17 protein-coding genes, 1 tRNA gene and 1 pseudogene are annotated in these 18,776 nt (G+C 62.5%); 17 read left to right on the forward strand and 2 right to left on the reverse strand.

Annotated features, from left to right (window positions below; genetic code table 11):
• A pseudogene (locus NK214_RS23380) lies at positions 1 to 295 on the reverse strand (SPOR domain-containing protein); the annotation flags it as partial.
• A 137-nt stretch (positions 296 to 432) separates the two neighbouring features.
• On the opposite strand from NK214_RS23380, the gene ndk reads away from it, so the two are divergent.
• From ndk to NK214_RS23465, 17 genes are all read left to right on the forward strand, one after another.
• On the forward strand, positions 433 to 858 hold the full coding sequence (gene ndk, locus NK214_RS23385) for a nucleoside-diphosphate kinase (RefSeq protein WP_107798554.1): 426 nt from the start codon (positions 433 to 435) through the stop codon (positions 856 to 858).
• A 101-nt stretch (positions 859 to 959) separates the two neighbouring features.
• The gene (rlmN, locus tag NK214_RS23390) at positions 960 to 2,054 is read left to right on the forward strand and encodes a 23S rRNA (adenine(2503)-C(2))-methyltransferase RlmN (RefSeq protein WP_019104100.1); all 1,095 of its coding nucleotides are present in this window, start codon (positions 960 to 962) and stop codon (positions 2,052 to 2,054) included.
• On the forward strand, positions 2,051 to 2,794 hold the full coding sequence (pilW, locus tag NK214_RS23395; protein WP_253315646.1) for a type IV pilus biogenesis/stability protein PilW: 744 nt from the start codon (positions 2,051 to 2,053) through the stop codon (positions 2,792 to 2,794). Before rlmN ends, pilW begins: the two co-directional genes overlap by 4 nt.
• Before the next feature lie 2 nt (positions 2,795 to 2,796).
• On the forward strand, positions 2,797 to 3,726 hold the full coding sequence (locus tag NK214_RS23400) for a helix-turn-helix domain-containing protein (RefSeq protein ID WP_253315647.1): 930 nt from the start codon (positions 2,797 to 2,799) through the stop codon (positions 3,724 to 3,726).
• A gap of 13 nt (positions 3,727 to 3,739) precedes the next feature.
• A complete protein-coding gene (gene ispG, locus NK214_RS23405; protein WP_107798556.1) occupies positions 3,740 to 5,023 on the forward strand; it encodes a flavodoxin-dependent (E)-4-hydroxy-3-methylbut-2-enyl-diphosphate synthase in 1,284 nt (427 codons plus the stop codon).
• Between the two features lie 56 nt (positions 5,024 to 5,079).
• On the forward strand, positions 5,080 to 6,351 hold the full coding sequence (hisS, locus tag NK214_RS23410) for a histidine--tRNA ligase (RefSeq protein WP_107798557.1): 1,272 nt from the start codon (positions 5,080 to 5,082) through the stop codon (positions 6,349 to 6,351).
• A 14-nt stretch (positions 6,352 to 6,365) separates the two neighbouring features.
• Entirely contained in the window at positions 6,366 to 6,995 is a 630-nt protein-coding gene (locus NK214_RS23415; RefSeq protein ID WP_107798558.1) for a tetratricopeptide repeat protein, read from the forward strand.
• 4 nt (positions 6,996 to 6,999) lie between these two features.
• The gene (gene bamB / locus NK214_RS23420) at positions 7,000 to 8,139 is read left to right on the forward strand and encodes an outer membrane protein assembly factor BamB (protein ID WP_253315648.1); all 1,140 of its coding nucleotides are present in this window, start codon (positions 7,000 to 7,002) and stop codon (positions 8,137 to 8,139) included.
• A gap of 13 nt (positions 8,140 to 8,152) precedes the next feature.
• Positions 8,153 to 9,580, forward strand: a complete 1,428-nt coding sequence (gene der, locus NK214_RS23425) for a ribosome biogenesis GTPase Der (RefSeq protein ID WP_107798560.1) — start codon at positions 8,153 to 8,155, stop codon at positions 9,578 to 9,580.
• An 89-nt stretch (positions 9,581 to 9,669) separates the two neighbouring features.
• The gene (hfq, locus tag NK214_RS23430; RefSeq protein WP_039756760.1) at positions 9,670 to 9,927 is read left to right on the forward strand and encodes an RNA chaperone Hfq; all 258 of its coding nucleotides are present in this window, start codon (positions 9,670 to 9,672) and stop codon (positions 9,925 to 9,927) included.
• A gap of 97 nt (positions 9,928 to 10,024) precedes the next feature.
• Positions 10,025 to 11,155: a ribosome rescue GTPase HflX gene (gene hflX, locus NK214_RS23435; RefSeq protein WP_253315649.1), complete on the forward strand. Its 1,131-nt coding sequence runs from the start codon at positions 10,025 to 10,027 to the stop codon at positions 11,153 to 11,155.
• Positions 11,142 to 12,356, forward strand: coding sequence for an FtsH protease activity modulator HflK (gene hflK / locus NK214_RS23440; protein ID WP_253315650.1), 1,215 nt, complete (start codon positions 11,142 to 11,144; stop codon positions 12,354 to 12,356). The genes hflX and hflK overlap by 14 nt, the downstream gene beginning before the upstream one ends.
• 3 nt (positions 12,357 to 12,359) lie before the next feature.
• Positions 12,360 to 13,241 carry a protease modulator HflC gene (hflC, locus tag NK214_RS23445; RefSeq protein ID WP_081547400.1) on the forward strand — a complete coding sequence of 294 codons (882 nt, stop codon included), beginning with the start codon at positions 12,360 to 12,362 and terminating at the stop codon, positions 13,239 to 13,241.
• Between the two features lie 126 nt (positions 13,242 to 13,367).
• On the forward strand, positions 13,368 to 14,519 hold the full coding sequence (locus tag NK214_RS23450) for an ATP phosphoribosyltransferase regulatory subunit (RefSeq protein WP_253315651.1): 1,152 nt from the start codon (positions 13,368 to 13,370) through the stop codon (positions 14,517 to 14,519).
• A gap of 34 nt (positions 14,520 to 14,553) precedes the next feature.
• Positions 14,554 to 15,849, forward strand: coding sequence for an adenylosuccinate synthase (locus NK214_RS23455; protein WP_107798564.1), 1,296 nt, complete (start codon positions 14,554 to 14,556; stop codon positions 15,847 to 15,849).
• Between the two features lie 102 nt (positions 15,850 to 15,951).
• Positions 15,952 to 17,001: an oxidoreductase gene (locus tag NK214_RS23460; RefSeq protein WP_253315652.1), complete on the forward strand. Its 1,050-nt coding sequence runs from the start codon at positions 15,952 to 15,954 to the stop codon at positions 16,999 to 17,001.
• Between the two features lie 104 nt (positions 17,002 to 17,105).
• A complete protein-coding gene (locus NK214_RS23465; protein ID WP_253315653.1) occupies positions 17,106 to 18,497 on the forward strand; it encodes an MFS transporter in 1,392 nt (463 codons plus the stop codon).
• A gap of 52 nt (positions 18,498 to 18,549) precedes the next feature.
• On the opposite strand, the gene NK214_RS23470 is transcribed toward NK214_RS23465, so the two are convergent.
• A tRNA-Leu gene (locus NK214_RS23470) sits at positions 18,550 to 18,636 on the reverse strand.
• Positions 18,637 to 18,776 lie beyond the last annotated feature (140 nt).

Raw genomic sequence — 18,776 nt, forward strand, 5'->3', positions numbered from 1 at the left:
CGCCGGCGGGCTCCGTCGCGGGCGCGCTGCTTTCCGCCGTCGGCGCGCTGGCGGGCGCGGGCGCCGGCGGCGCTTCCGCCGGGGCGGAGGCGGGCTTGATGATCTTGCCGGAGCTGGGGCTCTGGCTGCTGGCGGTCATTTCCACCTTGGGTTTGTTGAAACTGTCGGTCAGCGGAATGGCGGCCAGCGCCACGGCGACCAGGCCGCCGGCGATCAGCAAACGCTTTTTCAGTTTGCTGTTGAGTTCGGCCTCGCCGCCGGTCTTGTCGGGGTCTTGTTGATTTTGTTCGCGCATGGTCCGTGAGACTTGAGAAATGTGCAGCACATGGTTGAAAACACTGCTAAAATATCGGGTTCGTCAAAATTGGGTAACCCGAGTGGCTGCATAATACTCAAGTTTAGCCACTTGTCTTGATGTTTGGGAGAATTTATATGGCAATTGAACGCACCTTGTCCATCGTTAAGCCGGACGCCGTTGGTAAAAACGTCATCGGCAAAATCTACGATCGTTTCGAATCCGCCGGCCTGAAAATCGTGGCCGCCAAGATGAAGCAACTGTCCCGCGCCGAAGCCGAAGGCTTCTACGCCGTGCACAAAGAACGTCCGTTCTTCAAGGACCTGGTTGACTTCATGGTGTCCGGCCCGGTGATGATCCAGGCGCTGGAAGGCGAGAACGCCGTGCTGAAAAACCGCGAACTGATGGGCGCGACCGATCCGAAGAAGGCTGAAGCCGGCACCATCCGCGCCGATTTCGCCGACTCCATCGACGCCAACGCCGTTCATGGTTCCGACAGCGCGGAAAACGCCGCGATCGAAGTGGCTTATTTCTTTGCTGCATCCGAGATCAGCGCCCGCTAATCTCTAAAGAGTACTCCGTTGTTTGCGGAGCCCGTCGTCATGGACGGGCTCCGTCTAAAAGGCGGTCGTCCACACCGCCTTTGCTTTATCCCGAGGAATGCATGAAAACCAACCTGCTCGACTTCAATCTGGACCAGCTGACCCGGCATTTCGCCGAAATGGGCGAGAAACCGTTTCGCGCCAAGCAAGTGATGCGCTGGATGCACCAGATGGCGGAAGCCGACTTCGACGCGATGACCGATCTGGCCAAGAGCCTGCGCGCCAAGCTGCATGAGCGCGCCGAAGTGAAGGTCCCCTCGCTGATGACCGGGCAGGCGTCCAGTGATGGCACCCGCAAGTGGCTGCTCGACGTAGGCACCGGCAACGGCGTCGAAACCGTCTTCATCCCCGAGGATGAGCGCGGCACCTTGTGCGTGTCATCCCAGGTAGGCTGTGCGCTGGAGTGCACGTTCTGCTCCACCGGCCGCCAAGGCTTCAACCGCAATCTGTCCACCGCGGAAATCATCGGTCAGCTGTGGTGGGCCAATAAGGCGATGGGCGTGACGCCCAAGAACGAACGCGTGGTGTCCAATGTGGTGATGATGGGCATGGGCGAGCCGCTGGCCAACTTCGACAATGTGGTCAGCGCGATGCAGATCATGCTGGATGACCACGGCTACGGCCTGTCCCGCAGACGCGTGACCCTGTCCACTTCCGGCCTGGTGCCGCAGATGGACAGACTGCGCGAAGAATGCCCGGTGGCGCTGGCGGTGTCGCTGCACGCGCCCAATGACGCCATTCGCGACGTGATTGTGCCTATAAACAAGAAATACCCGCTGGCGCAGCTGATGGCGGCCTGTCAGCGCTATCTGGAAAAGGCGCCGCGCGACTTCATCACTTTCGAGTACGTGATGCTTGACGGTGTCAACGATAGGCCGGAACATGCTCGCCAACTGCTGGAACTGGTGCGAGACGTGCCGTGCAAGTTCAATCTGATACCGTTCAATCCGTTCCCGAACTCGGGTTACGAGCGTTCCAGCAATAATGCGATTCGAGCGTTCCGCGAAATTCTGCAGGAGCGCGGTTACGTGGTGACGGTGCGGAAAACGCGCGGCGACGACATCGACGCCGCCTGTGGCCAGCTGGCCGGCCAGGTGATGGACAAAACCCGCCGTCAAGCCAAATGGATGCAGCTCGTAGAGGACAATAAGCAATGACGATACGGCAAATGGGGTTGATGGCCTGCTTATGGATGGCTGTGAGTTCAACCGCATTTGCCGCCGATCCCGAAACGTCGCGCGAGCTGGCGACGATACGCAGCCAGCTGGCGATCGAATACGCCAAGATCGGCAACTACAAAGTGGCGCTGGAAACGGCGGATTTGGCCGTCGCCGCGGACCCGGCCTATGTCCCGGCCTATGTGTCCCGAGCCTATGTTTTGACCCAGCTGCGCGAAGAAGGGCCCGCCGAAGCCAATTACCGCAAAGCCCTGCAACTGGATCCAAACAGCCCGGAAGCGAACAATAATTACGGTTTGTTTCTGTGCGACCGAAACCGGCTGCAGGATTCTTTGTCCTATTTTCAGAAAGCGCTGGCCAACCCGCTGTATGATTCGCCTCAGACGGCTTATTTGAACCTGGGGCATTGCAGCGCCAAGGCCGGCAATCAAGAGCAGGCCAATGATTACTTGCTGGCGGCGCTGCGCGCCGCGCCCAATTTCGCGCCCGCGTTGCGGGAATTAGCACAGTTGCATCTTGGGCTGGGTAATGCCAAATTGGCTGCTTTCTATTTCGAACGGATGGGCAAGGGCGCGGCGCTGCAAGCCGACGACCTGTGGCTTGGCGTGCAGATCGGGCGCAAAAGCGGCAACAGGGCGTTGGAGAGCGAATGTTCCGTCGCGCTCAAGAACCGCTATCCGGATTCCAAAGAAACACAACTGCTGTTGAGTGGAAGCTGAGGATGGAGCAACAATTCGAACAACAGGGACAACCGACGGGTTCCAGCGTCGGCGCCCGGCTGAAAGCCGCCCGAGAGGCGGCAGGCATGGGCTTGGGGGAAGTCGCGGATAGGCTGAAACTGTCGATGCGGCAGCTGGAGGCGATAGAACGCGACGATTTCACAATCTTGCCGGGCGCGACCTTCGTGCGCGGCTTTGTCCGTAATTACGCCCGCTTTTTGCAGATTGACCCCGAACCGTTGATGCATGCGTTGGACAGGCAGTTTCCTTCCGCGGTCAACGACGTGGCCAATCTGGTGCGCGACGGCGCGCACGAGGCGCCCGGGCATTCCGGCGAGACGCCTGCGTCGGACGAGGGCGGATCTTCCGGTAAATGGATCGTAGGCTTGCTGGTGGTGGCGGCGCTGGGCGGCGGCGTGGCGTGGCTGGCCAGCAGCCGTGGCGGCGAAGGCCGGGCGGCCGCGGACGCGTCCGCAGCCATGGCGACCGAACTGTCTTCGGCGCCGACGGGCGAGGCTTCCGCTCCCGCCGCCTTCGTCGCGGAGACGCCCGCCTCGGCGCCGGCTGTCGCTCCTGCGCCCGCTCCGGCCTCCGCGCCGCAGCCGGTCAAGGCGGCCAGCGTGGCCAGCGCCCCGGTCCTGTCGGTGCCGCCGCTCGCCAAACCGCAGGCCAGCGCCGCCGTGGCGGCGGCCAGCGGCAAGCTGGTGTTGACGGTCAAGGAGGCGGAAGCCTGGGTGTCGGTGGTGGACGCCACCGGCAAGAAGCTGGTGTTCCAGACCTTGCAGCCGGGCAGCACCCAGGAAGCGGTCGGCACGCCGCCGTTCAAACTGGTGATCGGCAACGCCTCGCAAGTGGCGGTGAATTTCAATGGCCAAGCGGTGGACCTCACGGACAAGATCCGCGGCACCACGGCAAAGCTGGAACTCAAGTAATTCAAGGTAGCGAATGGATAGCGTGAACATCGCGCGACGCCCCACCCTGCAGGCTAGGGTGGGGCATGTCATTGTAGGATCGGACGCTCCGGTGGTGGTGCAGTCCATGACCAACACCGACACCGCGGACGCGGCGGCCACGGTGCGGCAAGTGCTGGAGCTGGCGGAAGCCGGCTCGGAACTGGTGCGAATCACCGTCAACTCGCCGGAGGCGGCGGCCAAGGTGGCGGAAATCCGCCAACGGCTGGACGATGCCGGCTGTGCCGTTCCCTTGGTCGGCGATTTCCATTTCAACGGCGATCGCCTGCTGAAGGAATATCCCGATTGCGCGCGCGCGCTGGCCAAATACCGGATCAATCCGGGCAATGTGGGCAAGGGCGCCAAGGGCGACGACAAATTCGCCTTCATGATCCGCACCGCCATCGAATACGGCAAGCCGGTGCGCATCGGCGTCAACTGGGGCAGCCTGGATCAGGCTTTGCTGGCCAGGATGATGGACGCCAACAACCGCGTCGCCCAGCCGCTGCCCTTGGAGCGGCTGATGCGCGAAGCCTTGATCGTGTCCGCGCTGGAGTCCGCCGACAAGGCGATGGAACTGGGGCTGCCGGCCGAGCAGATCCTGCTGTCCTGCAAAGTCAGCAATGTGCAGGACCTGATCACCGTGTACCGCGATCTGGGCAGCCGCTGCGATTTCCCGCTGCACCTGGGCCTGACCGAGGCCGGCATGGGCTCCAAGGGCATCGTCGCCTCCAGCGCCGCGCTGGCGATCTTGCTGCAGCAAGGCATAGGCGACACCATCCGCATCTCGCTGACGCCGCAGCCGGGCGAGGCGCGCACCAAGGAAGTGGTGGTGGCGCAGGAGTTGCTGCAGACCATGGGCCTGCGCAGCTTTACCCCGCTGGTGACCGCTTGTCCGGGCTGCGGCCGCACCACCAGCACCTTCTTCCAGGAGCTGGCGGATCAGATTCAGACGTATCTGCGCACGCAGATGCCGGTATGGCGTTTGCAATACCCGGGCGTGGAAGACATGAAGGTGGCGGTGATGGGCTGCGTGGTCAACGGCCCGGGGGAGAGCAAGCTGGCCGATATCGGCATCTCGCTGCCCGGCACCGGCGAAGTGCCGGTGGCGCCGGTTTACGTCGACGGTCAAAAGGATGTTACCCTCAAGGGCGACAACATCGCCTCCGAGTTCACGGCCTTGGTTGATCGCTATGTGCAAAGCCGTTACGGCGAAGGCGGCGCCAAGCGTCGCGAGGGCGGAAGCCGCACCATTCCGATTCGTCCGGTAGGCGTTTGAGCGCGTTTGGCGCAATGACCGGGCACTGATTCAAGCGATACACAAGAAAACAAGCAATGGCTCAAAAATATCAAGCGGTCAAAGGCATGAATGACGTGCTGCCGGCCGAGTCCTATCAGTGGGAGTTCTTTGAAGGCAAGCTGCGCGAACTGCTGGCCGACTACGGCTATCAGAATATCCGCACCCCCATCGTCGAAACCACGCCGCTGTTCGTCCGCGCCATCGGCGAAGTCACCGACGTGGTGGAGAAGGAGATGTACACCTTCATCGACAGCCTGAACGGCGACAGCCTGACGCTGCGCCCCGAAGGTACCGCCGGCACCCTGCGCGCGGTGGTCGAGCACAACCTTCTGTACAATGCCACCCAGAAACTGTGGTACATGGGGCCGATGTTCCGCCATGAGCGTCCGCAGAAGGGCCGCTATCGTCAGTTCCACCAGATGGGCGTGGAAGCGCTGGGCTTCGCCGGTCCGGATATCGACGCCGAAATCATCGCGATGACCGCCGATCTGTGGCGTCGCCTGGGCCTGTCCCAGTATGTGCGCCTGGAAATCAATTCTCTGGGCAACCAGGAAGAGCGCGCCGCGCACCGTCAGGCGCTGATCGCCTATCTGGAACGGCATGTGGACATCCTGGACGAAGACGGCAAGCGCCGGATGTACAGCAATCCGCTGCGGGTGCTGGATACCAAGAACCCGGCGCTGCAGCAGATGGCCGACGAAGCGCCCAAGCTGTCCGACTACCTGGGCGAGGCGTCTCGCGCGCATTACGAAGGCTGGAAGGCGATGATCCGCGAACTGGGCGTCGACTTCGTGGAGAATCCGCGTCTGGTGCGCGGGCTCGACTACTACAACCAGTCGGTGTTCGAATGGGTGACCAGCGAGCTGGGCGCCCAAGGCACGATTTGCGCCGGCGGCCGCTATGACGGCCTGATTGAGCAACTGGGCGGCAAGCCCGCGGCCGGCATCGGCTTCGGCATGGGCCTGGAGCGCGTGGTGCTGCTATTGCAGGACAAGCAGCTCTTGCCGGCGCAACGCAGCGTCGACGTCTACCTGGTGAACCAGGGCGAGGGCGCGGGGCTGTACGCGATGAAGCTGGCGCAGACTTTGCGCGCCGCCGGCCTGTCGGTGGTGCAGCACTTGGGCGAAGGCAGCTTTAAGTCGCAAATGAAAAAAGCCGACGGCTGCGGCGCGCAGTTCGCCGTCATCGTCGGCGAAGATGAAATAAAAACGGGTCAGGCGGTGATCAAGGCGCTGCGCGCCGAGATGGACCAACACACTGTGGCGGCGGAAGCGGTGGCCGCCACGCTGATCTCACTGAAAGCTTAAGGGAGAGGGGCGCAATGGCGTTCGACTTGCAGGAACAGGAACAGATTGATTCGATCAAAGCCTTCTGGCAGCAGTGGGGCAAGCTGATCGCCGGCGTGCTGGCGGCGTCCGCCATTGCCTATCTGGGCTTCAAGGGCTACCGCTATTACCAGGAGCAGCAGGCGCAGAAAGCCGCGGCCGCTTACGAGAACATCGACGCGGCGGTGGCGTCCAAGGACATCGCCAAGCTGAAGTCCGCGGTGACGCTGTTGCAGAACGACTTCGGCTCTTCGGCCTACGCCACCCGCGGCTCGCTGATTCTGGCCAAGGCCGCCTTCGACAAGAACGAGCTCGCGCTGGCCAAGAGCCAGCTGGAATGGGTGCTGGCCAATAGCAAGGACGAATCGGTAAGCGCCATCGCCCGACTGCGTCTGGCCTCCCTGTTGCTGGACCAGAAAACCTACGATGCGGCGATCGCCGAACTGAACAAGGCGCATCCGGCCGGCTTCGACGCGCTGTTCCTGGATTTGAAGGGCGACGTGTTGGTCGCCAAGGGCGACGCCGCCGCCGCGCGCGACGCCTATAAATCCGCTTTGGCCAAACTGGTGGGCGATTCCCCGAATCGCCAGTTCATCCAGACCAAACTCGACGCGCTGGGAGGCTGATCGCATGCGCCGCCAATTGTTGCTGACCGCTGTGCTGTCCTCCTCCTTACTGGCCGGCTGCGCCAGCTGGTTTGAAAGCAATACCCAGTTCAAGCCCACCCCGCTCGTCGCGATCAAGCCCTTGCAAGGGCTGGAGGTCAAATGGACGATGGGACAGGCCGCGCCAGCCGCCGGCTTCCTGCCGGTCTACGCCAACGGCCTGGTGGTGAGCGCCGACGCCGACGGCCGCGTGCGCAGCATCGACGCCCTCAGCGGCCGCGTTAGCGCGGACGTGGATCTGAAGCGCAAGCTGAGCGCCGGCGTCGCCGTGGCCGGCGACATGGTGCTGGTGGGCACCCAGGACGCCAAGTTGCTGGCGGTGGAGCGCGCCAGCGGCAAAGTGCTGTGGCAGCAGCCGCTGACCAGCTTGATGCTGGAGGCGCCGCAAGTGGCCGGCGATATGGTGCTGGTGCGCACCAACGACGCGCGCCTGACCGGCTTCTCTCTGAGCGAAGGCGGCAAGCAGCTGTGGTCCAGCGGCAATGTGCTGCCGCAGCTGACCGTGCGCAACAACGGCTCGATGCAGGCGGTGGGCAAGGAGGCGGTGATGGTGGGGCAGGCCGGCGGCCGCCTGGACATCGTCAACCCGCAAACCGGCAACGCTTTGTGGCAGGGCGCGGTGGCCAACCCCCGCGGCGCCACCGAACTGGAACGGATGACCGACGTGACTTCGCGGCCGGTCTTCGACGCCGGTCAGGTGTGCGCGGTCGCCTATCAGGGGCGCGTGGCCTGCTTCGAAGCGCGTTCCGGCAATCTGTTGTGGGCGCGCGAAATCTCGTCCAGCCGCGGCCTGGCCGTGGACGGCCGCAATGTCTACGTCAGCGCGGAAGACGGTTCGGTCTGGGCGTTTGATCGCGGCACCGGCCGCAATATTTGGAAAACCGACGACCTGAAATATCGGGACGTCACCGGCCCCGCTCTGTTGGGCCGCTTTGTGCTGGTGGGAGATGGCGAAGGTTACGCCCATCTGCTATCCAATGAGAGCGGCAGCATCGTGGGCCGAGTCAAGGTCGGGCCCGCCCTGACCAATCAACCGGTGTCGCTGGGTTCGTCCGCCTTGATGCAAGGCAAGGACGGCCGTCTGGCGATGCTGACTTTGGGATAATAAAGCAGTACTCATGAAACCTACCGTAGCTCTGGTCGGCCGCCCCAATGTGGGCAAGTCGACCTTATTCAACCGGCTGACCCGCAGCCGCGACGCCCTGGTCGCCGACCAGCCCGGCCTGACGCGCGATCGCCACTATGGCCATGGCCGCGTGGGCGAAAAGCCGTATCTTGTGGTCGATACCGGCGGTTTCGAGCCGGTGGTGGACGAAGGCATTCTGTTCGAAATGGCCAAGCAGACGCTGCAGGCCGTGGACGAAGCCGATGCCGTGGTGTTCCTGGTGGACGGCCGCAACGGCCTGACGCCGCAAGACAAAATCATCGCCAATCGTCTGCGCCAGCTGCAGCGTCCGGTCTTCCTCGCCGTCAACAAGGCGGAAGGCATGCGGCACGCCATCGCCGGCGCCGAGTTCCACGAACTCGCGCTGGGCGAGCCGCTGGTGATCTCCGCCGCCCATGGCGACGGCGTGCGCGAATTGATGGAACTGGTGCTGGCGGACTTCCCGGAAGAAGTGGAAGAAGAAGCCTCGCGCCATCCCAAGTTCGCGGTGATCGGCCGGCCCAACGTCGGCAAGTCCACCCTGGTCAACGCCATCCTGGGCGAGGAGCGCGTCATCGCCTTCGACCAGGCCGGCACCACTCGCGACAGCATATATATTGATTTTGAGCGAGATGGCCATACCTACACCATCATTGACACCGCGGGCGTGCGTCGCCGGGCCAAGGTCAGCGAGATGCTTGAGAAGTTCTCGGTGATCAAGACCATGAAGGCGATCGAAGACGCCAACGTGGCGGTGCTGGTGCTGGACGCTCAACTGGACATTTCCGAGCAAGACGCCACCATCGCGGGTTTCGCGTTGGAAGCGGGCCGGGCGCTGGTGGTGGCGGTGAACAAATGGGACAACCTGGACGGGGAGCAAAAGGAAACGGTGCGCCGCGAGATCGCGCGCAAGCTGAACTTCCTGGATTTTGCAAAGTTCCATTACATCTCCGCCATTGAAGGCCGCGGCGTGGCAGACTTGTTCAAGTCCATCGACGAGGCCTACCGGGCGGCCATGGCCAAGCTGGCCACGCCCAAGCTGACCCGGGTGCTGCAAGTGGCGCTGGAGCGCCAGCAGCCGCCGCGCTCCGGTCTGATCCGCCCGAAAATGCGCTATGCGCACCAAGGCGGCCAGAACCCGCCCATCATCGTGGTGCACGGCAATGCGCTGGATGCGGTGCCGAACAGTTATACCCGCTATCTGGAACATACCTTCCGGAAAGTGTTCAAGCTGCAGGGCACGCCGCTGCGCGTACAGTACAAGTCTTCGGAGAATCCGTTCGACACCGACGACGGCAAGGAGAAGTCCCGAGCCAAGCCCAAGCCGATGTCCAAGATGCGCGGACGCGAAAAAGAAGTGCGTTACGGCAAGAGCGGCAAGGGCAGCAGCAGTAAAAAATAGTACGCCGGGATGTTTTCTGCTAATAATAAGCAGACAACCGGGCTGTAAGGTTCAGTTAATACAACAATCAACGATTCGGAGAATAACGAATGAGCTCTAAAGGGCAAATGTTACAAGACCCGTTCCTGAACATCCTGCGTAAGGAACATGTGCCGGTGTCCATCTACCTGGTCAACGGTATTAAACTTCAGGGTCAGGTAGAATCCTTTGACCAGTACGTGGTGCTGTTGAAAAACACGGTGACTCAGATGGTGTACAAACACGCCATTTCCACCGTCGTGCCCGCCCGTCCGGTCAATCTTCCCCATGAACACCCGGTGCAAAAGCAGGAGCAGCAAGACGCCTAAAGCGTTGCTGTGCTTGTGACCGGGCCGATCGGCCGCGCCAAACCGGCGCGGCTTGTCGGCCTTTTATCTTTTGTGCCCCAACTATGGTTTCCGAATAGTGTTTGATCGTCCCGACTTAGGCGACCAGGCGGTTCTGGTCTGCCTGGATTTTGGAGATGCCGATTACCAGGAAAGCATCGCCGAGTGCGCCGAGCTGGTCAAGAGCGCCGGCGTAGAGGTGATGGGCGTGGTGCAGGGCAAGCGGCAGCGCCCGGACGCCGCGCTGTTCGCGGGCAAGGGCAAGGTCGAGGAAATCGGCCTGCTGGTGCGCGCCACCGATGCCAATGTAGTGATATTCAACCATGCTTTGGCGCCTGGCCAGGAGCGTAATCTGGAGCGGGCGCTGCAGTGTCGCGTCATCGACCGCAACAGCCTGATCCTGGACATCTTCGCCCAGCGCGCGCGCAGTCACGAAGGCAAGCTGCAAGTCGAACTGGCCCAGCTGTCGCACATGTCCACCCGCCTGGTGCGGGGCTGGACCCACTTGGAGCGCCAGAAGGGCGGCATAGGCTTGCGCGGCCCCGGCGAAACCCAGCTCGAAACCGACCGCCGGCTGCTCGGCATCCGCGTCAAGGCGCTGAAAGAGCGGCTGGCCCAGGTGCAAAAGCAGCGCAATACCCAGCGCAAGGGGCGCGGCCGGGCCGGCATCGCCTCGGTGTCCATCGTCGGTTACACCAACGCGGGCAAGTCCACCTTGTTCAACGCGCTGACCAAGGCGCGCATCTACGCGGCGGACCAATTGTTTGCCACGCTGGACACCACCAGCCGCAAGCTGTTCCTCAATCACCAGACATCCATCGTGATTTCGGATACTGTGGGCTTTATCCGCGATCTGCCGCACACCCTGGTGGCCGCGTTTCGCGCCACTCTGGAGGAAACCGTGCGCGCGGATCTCCTGCTGCACGTGGTGGATGGCTCCAGCGATATGCGCGACGTGCAGATCGAGGAGGTCAACAAGGTGTTGGCCGAGATCGGCGCGGACGGCATTCCGCAGCTGCTGGTCTGGAACAAATGCGATCTGCGCGAGATGGAGCCGGAGATCGAGCGCGACGCGGCGGGCCGTCCGGTTTCGGTGCGGGTTTCGGCCCTGACCGGGGCCGGCTTGGAACTCTTGCGCGCGGCGATTGCCGAATGCGTGCATCCTTCCCAAAACAACCATAAAGACTATTACGAGCATGTCGCAGAATGACCCTAACCGAGGCCGCCGAGGCAATGAAGGGCCGCCGGACCTCGATGAAGTATTCCGCAACCTAAATCAGAAGCTGTCGCGGCTGCTGGGCGCCAAAGGCAGCGGCGCCGGCGGCAGTCCCGTGTCCGGCGTCAAACCGCCGTTCAAGGGCGGCGCCATCGCCGTGGTGGGCGTATTGGCGGCCTTGTGGCTGGCCAGCGGTTTCTACGTGGTGGACGCGCGCGAGCAAGGCGTGGTGCTGCGCCTGGGCAGCTTCAACCGGGTGACCGAGCCGGGCCTGCAATGGCACGCGCCGTTCCCGATTGAAAAGGTGGAGATCGTCAACCTGACCGAAGTGCGCAGCGTGGAAGTGGGCTACCGCAACACCGCCCAGACGCGAGTGGCGGAAGAGTCGCTGATGCTGACTTCGGACCAGAACATCATCGACGTCCAATTGTCGGTGCAATACGACATCAAGGACGCGCGCGCCTTCCTGTTCAACAACGCCTCGCGCGAGCGGGACGCCAAGGACATCGTCAAGCAGGCGACCGAAACCGCGATTCGCGAAGTGGTGGGCCGCAACAAGGTCGACTTCGTGTTGAACGAAGGGCGGACGCAGATCGCGGTGGAAACCCAGAAACTGATTCAGGAAGTGCTGGATCGTTATTCGCTGGGCGTGCGCATCGCCAAGGTCAACATCAACGCGGTGCAGCCGCCCGAGCAAGTGCTGGCGGCCTTCGACGACGCGGTGAAGGCCGGTCAGGACAAGGACAAGCTGCGCAACGAAGGCCTGGCTTACGCCAACGAGGTGCTGCCCAAGGCCCAGGGTCTGGCCGCGCGCCTGCAGCAGGAGGCCGAAGCCTACGAGCAGAAAGTCGTTTCCCGCGCGGAAGGCGACGCTTCGCGCTTCAAGCAAGTGTTGTCTGAATACAACAAAGCGCCCAAGGTCATGCGCGATCGTCTGTATCTGGACATGATGCAGCAGATCATGAGCAGCACCACCAAGGTGGTGGTGGACCAGAAGGGCGGCAACAATCTCTTGTACCTGCCTTTGGACAAGCTGATCCAGCAGAGCAATCCGGGCGCTTCCGGCGCGGCGGCGCCCGCCGCCAGCGCGGTTCCGCAGCAGACGGAGCCGGCTGCGCCGGCCGCTCAGGCCGGCAATGCCAAAGGGGGGCGGGACGTGACCCGCGGGCGTGATTTTTTTGGGGCGGAGCGATAAGCAATGGATAGACTGATTCCGACTGTAGTTGCCATAGCCGGTGTGCTATTTGTTGCCAGCCTGTCGCTGTTCACCGTGGATCAGCGCCAATACGCGCTGGTTTTCCAGTTTGGCGAAGTGGTGCGCATCATCAAGGAGCCGGGCATTCAGTTCAAGGTGCCGCTGCTGCAGAACGTGCGTTACTTCGACCGCCGCGTGCAGACCATCGACGCCGAGGCGCCGGAACTGTTCAACACCCGCGAGAAAAAGAACGTGTTGGTGGACAGCTTCGTCAAATGGCGCGTGGTGGACGTTGAGCAGTTTTACAAGAGCGTGGGTTCTGAGGCCGCCGCTGTGGCGCGTTTGAAACAGACCATCAATGACGGGTTGCGCGCGGAATTCGGCCAAAAGATGGTTGCCGACGTCATTTCCGGCAAGCGCGATCAGGTGATGGATACGGTTCGCAAGCGCGCGGACGCGGATGCGCGTAAAATAGGCGTACAAATTCTCGACGTGCGCTTAAAACGAGTCGATTTTCCGGATAAAATAAGCAGTTCGGTCTTCGATCGCATGCAGTCCGAGCGCCGCACCGTCGCCAGCCAGTTGCGCAGCGAGGGCGCCGCGGACGCGGAACGCATCCGCGCGGAAGCGGACAAGCAGCGCGAAGTGGTGCTGGCCGAAGCGTATCGTCAGGCTCAGGAGCTGAAGGGTAAGGGCGATGCGAAGGCGGCGGCGATTTACGCCGAGGCTTACGGCAAGAACCCGGACTTCTACGCTTTCTGGCGCAGCATGGACGCGTACAAGGAGTCGTTCAAGAACAAGAGCGACGTCCTGGTGCTGGAGCCGAGCAGCGAGTTCTTCAAGTACTTCAAGAACCCGCAGTCGGGAGCGGCCAAGGCCAAGTAAGCGGCCAAGGCTGGCGGAAGACGCCGCGCAAGACAATCGAGTATGGAACACTGGCCGGGGCGACCTGGCCAGTTTGCTGATAACAAGGCGGGACGCTTCCCGCCTTTTATTCTGTTGAAAAGAATCATGCGTAATTGGCTGTTACCGGAATACATCGCGGATATTCTGCCCGCCACCGCGCGCCAGGTGGAGTCCGCCAAGGCGGCGATGCTGGAAGGCTTTCGCGTGGCGGGCTACGAGTTGGTGCTGCCGCCGCTGATCGAGTACATCGATTCGCTGGTCAGCGAGGAAGACGCTTCGCTCGAGCTCAAGACCTTCAAGCTGGACGATCAGTTGTCCGGCCGGCAAATGGGCTTGCGCGCCGACATCACGCCCCAAGTGTCGCGCATAGACGCGCACTTGCTCGGCGAGCGCACCGGCGTGACTCGGCTGTGCTACGCCGGCAGCGTGGTGCATACCCGGCCGGACGGCCTGGCCGGCTCTCGCGAGCCGCTGCAAGTGGGGGCGGAGCTGTACGGCTACGCCGGCATCGAGGCCGACCTGGAAATCATTGAGTTGATGCTGGGCGCCTTGGAGCGCGCCGGCGTGTCCGGTCTGCGGCTGGACATCGGCCATATGGCGATTTATCGCGGCATCGCTTCCGCCGCCGGTTTGTCGGCGGAGGCCAGCCGGGCGTTGTTCGCCAAGCTGCAGAGCAAGGACGTGGCCAGCATCCGCGAGTTGGTCCGCGATGTGGCTGAACCGTACCGCAGCGCTTTTCTGGCTTTGCCGGAGCTCTATGGTCCGATCGAGGAGCTGGACCGGGCGCGTTCCCGTCTGCCGTCCTTGCCCGAGGTGGAGCTGGGCCTGATGCAGCTGTCCGCTGTGGCCAAGGCGCTGGAGGGTAGGGTGGCCCTGAGCTTCGACCTGACCGAACTGCGCGGCACGCAGTATCACAACGGCCTGCTGTTCGCCGCCTATGCTGAGGGCTGGGCCGAAGAGCTGGCGCGCGGCGGCCGCTACGACAATGTGGGTCGTCGTTTCGGTCGCGCCCGGCCGGCCACCGGCTTCAGCCTGGATTTGCGCGACCTGATCCGCATCCTGCCGGAGCAAGGCTCGGTCAGGGGCATCCGCCTGGCCGCCAGGCACTGGCCGCAGGCGCGGGCTGAAGTGGCCCGTCTGCGCGCAGCGGGCGAAATGGTGGTGATTGATTACCTGGGCGAGTCCGCCCAGGCCTTGAATTGCGATCGCGAGCTGACTTCGGACGGCTCGGATTGGCATGTGGTTTCATTTAACTGATTTTTGAATCTGACTGAAGAAGAGGTTTTTTCCAATGTCCAAGAACGTTGTCGTGATCGGTACCCAGTGGGGTGATGAAGGCAAGGGCAAGATCGTTGACTGGCTGACCGACCACGCGCGTGCCGTGGTTCGCTTCCAGGGCGGCCACAACGCGGGCCACACTCTGGTGGTGGGCGGCAAGAAAACCGTGCTGCGCCTGATTCCGTCCGGCATTCTGCGCGACGATGTCGAGTGCTTCATCGGCAATGGCGTGGTGTTGTCTCCGGAAGCCTTGCTCAAAGAGATCGACGAGCTGGAAACCGCCGGCGTGAATGTCGCCGCCCGCCTGAAGATTTCCGAAGGCTGCCCGCTGATCCTGCCTTATCACGTCGCTCTGGACCAGGCGCGCGAAGCCGCCAAGGGCGCAGGCAAGATCGGCACCACCGGCCGCGGCATCGGCCCCTGCTATGAAGACAAGGTGGCGCGCCGCGCCTTGAAGGTGATCGACCTGTTCGATACCGCCCGCTTTGCCGAGAAGCTGAAGGAAAACGTCGAATACTACAACTTCATGCTGACCCAGCTGTTCCAGGCCGAGCCGGTGAGTTTCGACGTCATCCTGGCCGACACCCTGAAACTGGCCGAGCGCATCAAGCCCATGGTGGCCGATGTGTCCCGCACCCTGTACGACATGAACCAGGCGGGCATTCCGCTGCTGTTCGAAGGCGCGCAAGGCACGCTGCTGGACATCGACCACGGCACTTATCCGTACGTGACGTCGTCCAACTGCGTGGCCGGCGCCGCAGCGCCGGGCGCCGGCGTGGCTCCGCAAATGCTCAACTACGTGCTGGGCATCGTTAAGGGCTACACCACCCGCGTGGGTTCCGGTCCGTTCCCGACCGAGCAGGAAAACGAGATCGGCATGTTCCTGGCCAAGCGCGGCAACGAGTTCGGCTCGGTGACCGGCCGTCCGCGTCGCTGTGGCTGGTTCGACGCCGCCGCGCTCAAGCGCTCTATCCAGATCAACGGCGTGTCCGGTCTGTGCGTGACTAAACTGGACGTGATGGACGGCCTGGAAGAGATCAAGCTGTGCGTGGGCTATACCCTGGACGGCGAGAAAGTGGACATCCTGCCGTTTGGTTCCGACGCGGTCAGCCAGTGCGTGCCGGTTTATGAAACCATGCCGGGCTGGACCGAAAGCACGTTCGGCGCCAAGCGCTGGGAAGACCTGCCGGCCAACGCTCAGGCTTATCTGACCCGTATCGCCGAAGTGTGCGGCGCGCCGGTGGACATTATCTCCACCGGTCCGGACCGCGAAGAAACCATCGTGATGCGTCATCCTTTCGGTCTGTAAGCCCGATTCGACCCATCGACGGAAACCCGCCTGCAAGGCGGGTTTTTTCATGCCCGCGGCGGGCGTAGACTGTTTGGATTCTAGTTTCCGAAGGCAATATAAATGCAGCCATTGAATGTCGCCTTGGTGGGCTACGGCTACGCCGGCAAGACTTTTCACGCGCCCTTGATCGCCGCGGTGCCCGAGTTGCGGCTGGCGGCCGTGGTCAGCAGCCGGCCAGACGCGGTGCGGGCCGATTGGCCGCAAGTGCCGGTACTGGCCGATTTGGAGCGGGCTCTGGCCGATCCGGCTATCGATATGCTCGTTATCGCCAGTCCCAACCAACTGCATTATCCGCAGGCGCGCGCGAGCTTGAAGGCCGGCAAGCACGTGGTGGTGGACAAGCCGTTCACGGTGACGCAGGCGGAGGCGAGGGAGTTGTGCCTGATGGCGGAGCGGCCGGGCGGCCCGCTGTTGTCGGTATTCCACAATCGGCGCTGGGACGCGGACTTTCTGGCGCTCAAGGCCTTGCTGGCCAGCGGCGAGTTGGGGCCGCTCAGCCATTTCGAGTCCCACTTCGATCGTTACCGGCCGCAGGTGCGCGCGCGCTGGCGCGAACAGGACCAGCCGGGCGCGGGGCTGTGGTACGACCTGGGGCCGCATCTGCTGGATCAGGTTCTGCAGTTGCTGGGCTGGCCGCAGACGATTTATGCGAGCTTGTCCAAGCAAAGGCTCGGCGCGCAGGCGACGGATTACTTTCACGTTCAGCTGGGATATGGGGAGTGTCAGGCGGTCTTGCATGCCTCTTGCCTGGTTAGCGGCGGCGCTCCGCGCTTTAGTTTGCACGGCGGGCTCGCCAGTTACGTCAAATTCGGCTTGGACAGCCAGGAAGACTATTTGAAGCGTGGCGGCCGCCCTGGCGAAACGGGTTGGGGCGCGGACCTTGCGCCCGGCGTCTTGTACCGTCAGCGGGACGATGAAGCCCTCAGCGAAACTCGGCCGTCCCCTTCGGGCGATTATCGAGATTATTACCGGGCGGTGGCGCTTGCCGCGCGGGGCTTGGGCGCCAACCCGGTGACGGCGCGGGAGGCGTGTCAGGTGATGGCCTTGCTGGAGTTGGGGGAGAAGAGCGCGCGGGAGGGACGGCGTCTGTTTTGCCTGCCGGAGGCTTGAGCAAGTCCGCTTCACCTTTCGACATCATTTGCGCGGCCCGGGTCCGTCGTTCCTGCGGCGGCGGGTGCTACACTGCTGTTTCCATTTCCAGAAGTTTGATCGTCATGCAGCTCAAGCTTGCCGCGGGCATGGTGACCCCGTTGATCGTGGCCACCGCTTTGTTCATGGAGAACATGGACGCCACCGTGATTTCCACCTCTTTGCCGGAGATCGCGCGCGATCTATTGGTGGATCCAATTGGCTTGAAATTGGCGCTGACGTCTTATCTGGTCAGTCTGGCCGTGTTCATTCCTATCAGCGGTTGGATGGCGGACCGTTTCGGCTCGCGGCGTATTTTTCGCGCCGCCATCGCCGTTTTCGTCGCGGGTTCCGTATTGTGCGCGCTCAGCAATACATTGGGCGGCTTTGTGTTGGCGCGCTTTGTGCAGGGCATAGGCGGAGCGATGATGGTGCCGGTGGGGCGCTTGGTGATTCTGCGCACCACAGCGAAAGCGGACTTGGTGCGGGCACTCAGCTATCTGACGGTGCCCGCCTTGCTGGGGCCGGTGATTGGACCGCCCTTGGGCGGTTTCATCAGCACCTATCTGCATTGGCGCTGGATATTCTTGATCAATATCCCGATCGGTGTGCTCGGCTGGGTGCTGGCAAGGCGTCATATCGAAGACTTGAAAGACGAACACGTGCCGCCGCTGGACTGGCTGGGCTTTGCCCTGAGCGGCGTGGGCCTGTCCTTGCTGATGCTTGGCCTGGCCTCCGAGGGCAAGCATTTGGTCTCGGCGCAATGGTCCGTCGTGCTGGCGGCGACAGGCGTGGGCTTGCTGTGGCTTTATCTGCTGCATTACCGTCGCACGGCTCATCCCTTGCTGGATTTGTCCTTGCTGCGGCTGTCGACCTTTCATGCCGGCGTGGTGGGAGGTTTCGTGTTCCGCGTCGGCATTGGCGCCACGCCTTTTTTGCTGCCGCTGATGCTGCAATTGGGTCTGGGCCTTAATCCCTTTGTCTCCGGCTTGTTGACCTGTTCCACCGCGGTGGGCGCCATCTTCATGAAGACCTTGGTGATGCGCATCTTGCGGCGCTACGGTTTTCGCCGGGTCTTGATGGCCAATAGCGTGCTCGCGGGTCTTTCCATCGCCGCATACGCGTTGTTCTACGAGGCGCCGAGCTATGTCTGGATGTTGCTGGTCTTCGTGCTGGGCGGCTGTCTTCGCTCCTTGCAGTTCACCAGCCTGAACGCGATCTCTTTTGCCGAGGTCGAGCCGGCCGGCATGAGTCATGCCACCAGTCTTTCCGGGGTGGCGCAGCAACTGGCGGCGGGTTTGGGGGTGACGGTGGGGGCCTTCGTCGTGCAGGGGGTGAGTCTGTTGCAGGGACATGCGCGCTTGACCGTGGTCGACTTCGCATGGGCTTTCGCCATCATGGGCGCCTTGACCATGTTGTCCAGCTTTATGTTCGCCTCGCTGGATCCGCGCGCTGGCGAAGAGATGGCTTCGCGCTGAGAAGGGGAGGAAATGCAAAACCCCCGTTGATCATAAATCAACGGGGGTTTATTGGTGCCCAAGAGAAGACTCGAACTTCCACACCCTTGCGGGCGCTAGGACCTGAACCTAGTGCGTCTACCAATTCCGCCACCTGGGCATAAAACTTAAATTGTTTTGCTGCTCGACTACGATATAAACATCATCGGAGCCGTTGAAACTGTTGGTGCCCAAGAGAAGACTCGAACTTCCACACCCTTGCGGGCGCTAGGACCTGAACCTAGTGCGTCTACCAATTCC

The organism is Chromobacterium sp. S0633 (assembly GCF_024158805.1).
Lineage (GTDB): Bacteria > Pseudomonadota > Gammaproteobacteria > Burkholderiales > Chromobacteriaceae > Chromobacterium.

Excerpts from the sequence above, each read along its gene's own strand:
- ndk (WP_107798554.1), top strand. The coding sequence starts at position 433 with ATGGCAATTGAACGCACCTTGTCCATCGTTAAGCCGGACGCCGTTGGT.
- rlmN (WP_019104100.1), top strand. The coding sequence starts at position 960 with ATGAAAACCAACCTGCTCGACTTCAATCTGGACCAGCTGACCCGGCAT.
- pilW (WP_253315646.1), top strand. The coding sequence starts at position 2,051 with ATGACGATACGGCAAATGGGGTTGATGGCCTGCTTATGGATGGCTGTG.
- NK214_RS23400 (WP_253315647.1), top strand. The coding sequence starts at position 2,797 with ATGGAGCAACAATTCGAACAACAGGGACAACCGACGGGTTCCAGCGTC.
- ispG (WP_107798556.1), top strand. The coding sequence starts at position 3,740 with ATGGATAGCGTGAACATCGCGCGACGCCCCACCCTGCAGGCTAGGGTG.
- hisS (WP_107798557.1), top strand. The coding sequence starts at position 5,080 with ATGGCTCAAAAATATCAAGCGGTCAAAGGCATGAATGACGTGCTGCCG.
- NK214_RS23415 (WP_107798558.1), top strand. The coding sequence starts at position 6,366 with ATGGCGTTCGACTTGCAGGAACAGGAACAGATTGATTCGATCAAAGCC.
- bamB (WP_253315648.1), top strand. The coding sequence starts at position 7,000 with ATGCGCCGCCAATTGTTGCTGACCGCTGTGCTGTCCTCCTCCTTACTG.
- der (WP_107798560.1), top strand. The coding sequence starts at position 8,153 with ATGAAACCTACCGTAGCTCTGGTCGGCCGCCCCAATGTGGGCAAGTCG.
- hfq (WP_039756760.1), top strand. The coding sequence starts at position 9,670 with ATGAGCTCTAAAGGGCAAATGTTACAAGACCCGTTCCTGAACATCCTG.
- hflK (WP_253315650.1), top strand. The coding sequence starts at position 11,142 with ATGTCGCAGAATGACCCTAACCGAGGCCGCCGAGGCAATGAAGGGCCG.
- hflC (WP_081547400.1), top strand. The coding sequence starts at position 12,360 with ATGGATAGACTGATTCCGACTGTAGTTGCCATAGCCGGTGTGCTATTT.
- NK214_RS23450 (WP_253315651.1), top strand. The coding sequence starts at position 13,368 with ATGCGTAATTGGCTGTTACCGGAATACATCGCGGATATTCTGCCCGCC.
- NK214_RS23455 (WP_107798564.1), top strand. The coding sequence starts at position 14,554 with ATGTCCAAGAACGTTGTCGTGATCGGTACCCAGTGGGGTGATGAAGGC.
- NK214_RS23460 (WP_253315652.1), top strand. The coding sequence starts at position 15,952 with ATGCAGCCATTGAATGTCGCCTTGGTGGGCTACGGCTACGCCGGCAAG.
- NK214_RS23465 (WP_253315653.1), top strand. The coding sequence starts at position 17,106 with ATGCAGCTCAAGCTTGCCGCGGGCATGGTGACCCCGTTGATCGTGGCC.